The organism is Acetivibrio ethanolgignens (genome assembly GCF_001461035.1).
In the GTDB taxonomy this organism is placed as follows: Bacteria; Bacillota; Clostridia; order Lachnospirales; family Lachnospiraceae; genus Velocimicrobium; species Velocimicrobium ethanolgignens.
Genome location: NZ_LNAM01000030.1, coordinates 1 through 3997 on the forward strand (window position 1 = coordinate 1; position 3997 = coordinate 3997).

Consider the following 3997-nt stretch of genomic DNA (forward strand, 5'->3'; position numbering starts at 1 on the left):
ACATTAGAAAATACTGGCTTTTAATAGGTTGACTTGCATTGAACTTCACGGATTCAGGTAATTCTATTTCCAATTTCATTTAGCTTTTGACATATTTCCTCTGCAAAATCAGCAAAATAATGAGCGCGTTCTCCTGCGGGCGCAAACAAAATCACATTTCGCAAGTAATCTGATTTTGTCATGTTCGCTTCATCCTTTTTTGCTTCAAGTAAAGCATCCTCATTTTCGTGTAAACGCATGCTAAAATAGTGTTTTCGTATTCTATTATCCGTCCCCATATGTCTATCGCTCCTTGCATACCCCGATACTCAATTTACTTCCCCTTTTCCATGTATAAATTCATAAAAAGCAGACAGTAACTCCATGTAGTTATCCTTTAATCTTGAAAAGTCAATTTCATCTATATTGGAACTATCATTTGTACGAACGGCAATCTGATTTATGTTGTTTCCTATTTTGTCAATTTCATATTGTAACTTTCCTGCATCTTCTGCCGTAAAATTTGTTTTTTCATACGCACCCCCTTGTAAAATTACATTCTTCAAAAATCTTGCCTTTGACATATTAGCTTCTTTTGCTTTTACCTGTAAAACTTCTGCTTCCTCGGGCAATAAGCGTACGCCAACTATTCTTTCTTTTGGTCGATTATTTTCACTTATATTATATTATCCTCTCCAATTTTTGCTCATATTTTATCACGGTGATAACAGTATAATTTACATGGTAAAGTAACTTTAAATTCATCGCTAAAGTAGACTACCGAAGCAGGGGTTTTAGGGGGGGTGCAACCCCACTGGCAAGTGGAAAATGTGGCATTACATTTTCCTATGCTTGCTAATATTGAATTTGAAGCATATCCCGCCCTTTTCTTTTTCCTTTACTGCTTATCTTTCAAGCAATAAAAGAAAAAATCACCTGCGGTCGTGTCAGCCGTGACAACCGTGACGGCTATATCTACGACCGTCACGGCTGTCACAGTCGTCACGCTTTCTTTTCACATAAAGAAAGTTTTATATATCTTCCACTATGGTTACGTCCTTTTTCATAACAAATTTGATATTCTTCAAATAGTTTTCCCGCTCTTACATTCAACATCATAGAAAGTGCGTTAGGTTGGATATCTCCTGCCAATATTTTTGCAAGTTCCGTAGGCGTACCGCTCCACTCTCCATTGTTAGAAGTAATAAAATCTGCGATTTTTTCAAGCAGTCGGTCGGACTTTTCTTTCCATAATTCACTCTCGCTTTTTTCAAATTCCCATATCAGACGTTCTTCATCACGCTTCAAATATATTCTTTGGTCTGTTTGGTCTCGCCCCGTTATATCCAAAATCGCCTTATTGCTTGTACGTTTTTCCTTGTGGAGTATCATGGAACAGTCTGCCGCCCCCATTAACCCGTTTGTTCCGGAAATCATATCAAAGGCATCATCAGATTGCTGTTTACGTGTGTGGTGAACAACCATGATGCACACATCATTTCTATCAGCAATTTCTTTCAGCTTACTTACAGTGTCATAATCTTTGGCATAACTTAATGTATCGCTTTCATTTCCTCTTACTTTCTGCAATGTATCAATGATAATCAGCCCTGTGTTCCTATGTTCTTTCAAAAACAATTCAATTTCATTTTCCAACTGTCCCGACAATGCAATTTTTTCAGTAGAAAAGAACAAATTATCCGACACTTCCTCTACACCAAACATTTGATATAATCGTTGTTGTATTCTACGGTTATCATCCTCTAATGCCAAATACAAAACCGTGGCTTTTTTCACTTCATAACTCCAAAGGGGTAATCCCATACTAACATGATACGCCAACTGCATCATAAAATAAGATTTGCCAATTTTCGGTGCACCAACAAACAAATATGCTCCCGCATATATCATTCCCTTTACAATAGGACGACGGCTTTGATAAACCAAATCGAATATTTCTTCCATTGATTTCGGGTTTAACCCATTTACTTTTTCATCTTTATCCTGCATTAAATTTGCTTTATTTGTGTTTTCACTCATTTCAGTCCTCCATATTTTTATTGCAATCGGAGACCTGCCATGATAGTATATTAGTAGTCACAAAAGTATCTATCACAGCAGAAAAGTCTTTGTATTTGCAGATACAAGGGCTTTTATTTTTCCGTAAGAATGTCCTCTATTGTTACTGTTGTTTCTGTTTCACTCTTTTTCATCAAATCTACAAGCTCTGTCAGAAGTGCTTTACACTCCGTTAACGGCTCATACAAGGCATCCTTGTCCTGTTGCGGTATTTCGTCCAACCGCTCTCTTAAACGGCGAATTTCAAGACTTAATCGGTCACTTTGATATTTTCCAACCACAATATTTAATTCTTGATGAAGCAGGGATTGAATATAAAACTGCCCTTTCGGCATACCACTTACAGCAATACGCGCTTCTATCTGTCGTCGTTCCTCTGCCGTTGCCCGAAAACATACTGTTTGATTTCGTATCCTATTTTTATCTAATCCACTCATTAAAGTCCCTCTCTATACTGTGTATCAAGCCTATCCGCAAGCTGTTCCTGTTTATTCGGATACAAATGAGAATAGGTATTCAATGTGGTCTCAATTTTTTCATGCCCTAGCCTGTTTGCAATTTCCAACGGAGAAAAGCCCATTTCCACAAGCATTGATGCATGAGAATGTCTCAAATCATGAATACGAATACGTTTTACACCGCTTTCCTTAATTCCTCGTTGCATTTCATGTTCCAAAAAATATTTGGTAATTGGGAAAAGCCTGTCCTCTCCCTGTGCGCCATACATACTGCTCACATAATCCTGCAAATCAACGACAAGAAATTGGGGTATAGTAATAATACGCTTACTTTTTGATGTTTTAGGCTCTGTAACTACATCCCTGCCGCTCATGCGCTGATAAGATTTTGTAATGCTGATAGTACGCTTTTCAAAATCTACATCGGCTACATTAAGAGCAAGCAATTCACCTATACGCATTCCTGTCCAAAATAATGTCATAAATGCCATATAAGCCTGTTGCTTATTCATAACAGCGTCTATAAATCTGTCAAATTCTTCCCTTGTCCAAAAGTTCATTTCTTCGGCTTTCGCTTTTCCAATGCTCCCTGCTTTCCTACACGGATTATTGGATAAATCATAATACCGCACTGCATAATTGAACAATGCCGCAAGCTGATTGTTTATCGTCTTAAGATAAGTAGGTGCATATCCCTGTTTTATCAACTCATTCTGCCATTTACGAACATCTGACGCTGTAATTTCGTTCATTTTCATTTTTCCGAAATACGGAAGAACCTTTAAATCGAAAACATATTTTTTCGTCCTCATGGTATGCTCCCGTAACCGCGTTTCCATATCCGCATAGTAGATTTTCAAAAAGTCCTCAAAAAGCATATTAAAGTCTGCCTGTTTTGTTGCAAGAAATTTCTGCAACCATTCTTCTGCTTCTCTCTTGGTCTTAAAGCCCCGCTTCATTGACTTTTTCCTGTTACCCTGCCAATCAGTATAACGATATTGAATAAGCCATTTTCCAGTCTTAGGGTCTTTCTCTGCCTTTGCAGCCATAATGCTATTCCTCCTTTACCGCTTTTTCCGATACGCCATAACCATACCACTTCTTTTCAAGGTAACGACGCGGACATTTACCTGCTACGGTAATAAAACCCTCTCTTGCCAATTCGCTATTTAACTGCCGAATTATCTTGTATGACTTTCCCATTGAAATATCAAGGGTTTCGGCAAGTTCAGAAGCAGTAACGTAAGTTTTTTCCTGTGTATTCATATTATTTCTCCTTTCATTTTTGAATGATTATATACGTTTTTGCTTTATGTGATTATATTCCTATTATTTTTTATTGTCAACCGTTTATTTCAATTCATATTTGATTTTTTATATACGATATGGTATATTTTGTGTAATGTACATAGGTTGTCAAGTATAGCATTCTGGTGATATGTCAAGAACTTTTTGAAAAAGATTTTGATATGTTTTTCAGA

At 37.1% G+C, this 3997-nt stretch carries 6 protein-coding genes; all 6 read right to left on the reverse strand.

The genetic code is table 11. The features are described from left to right. Positions 1 to 53 precede the first annotated feature (53 nt). The 6 genes from ASU35_RS19620 to ASU35_RS02735 all read right to left on the reverse strand — a co-directional run bounded on the left by ASU35_RS19620 (position 54) and on the right by ASU35_RS02735 (position 3782). On the reverse strand, positions 54 to 278 hold the full coding sequence (locus ASU35_RS19620) for a plasmid mobilization protein (RefSeq protein ID WP_058351562.1): 225 nt from the start codon (positions 276 to 278) through the stop codon (positions 54 to 56). Positions 279 to 308: 30 nt separating this feature from the next. Continuing rightward, positions 309 to 659: a plasmid mobilization protein gene (locus ASU35_RS02715; RefSeq protein WP_423229965.1), complete on the reverse strand. Its 351-nt coding sequence runs from the start codon at positions 657 to 659 to the stop codon at positions 309 to 311. A gap of 322 nt (positions 660 to 981) precedes the next feature. Further along, positions 982 to 2019, reverse strand: a complete 1038-nt coding sequence (locus tag ASU35_RS02720; RefSeq protein WP_242861185.1) for an AAA family ATPase — start codon at positions 2017 to 2019, stop codon at positions 982 to 984. 113 nt (positions 2020 to 2132) lie between these two features. Continuing rightward, positions 2133 to 2495, reverse strand: a complete 363-nt coding sequence (locus ASU35_RS02725; protein WP_058351564.1) for a plasmid mobilization protein — start codon at positions 2493 to 2495, stop codon at positions 2133 to 2135. Beyond that, a complete protein-coding gene (locus ASU35_RS02730) occupies positions 2495 to 3565 on the reverse strand; it encodes a site-specific integrase (protein ID WP_058351565.1) in 1071 nt (356 codons plus the stop codon). The genes ASU35_RS02725 and ASU35_RS02730 overlap by 1 nt, the downstream gene beginning before the upstream one ends. A 4-nt stretch (positions 3566 to 3569) precedes the next feature. Next, positions 3570 to 3782: a hypothetical protein gene (locus ASU35_RS02735; RefSeq protein WP_058351566.1), complete on the reverse strand. Its 213-nt coding sequence runs from the start codon at positions 3780 to 3782 to the stop codon at positions 3570 to 3572. Positions 3783 to 3997: the final 215 nt, after the last annotated feature.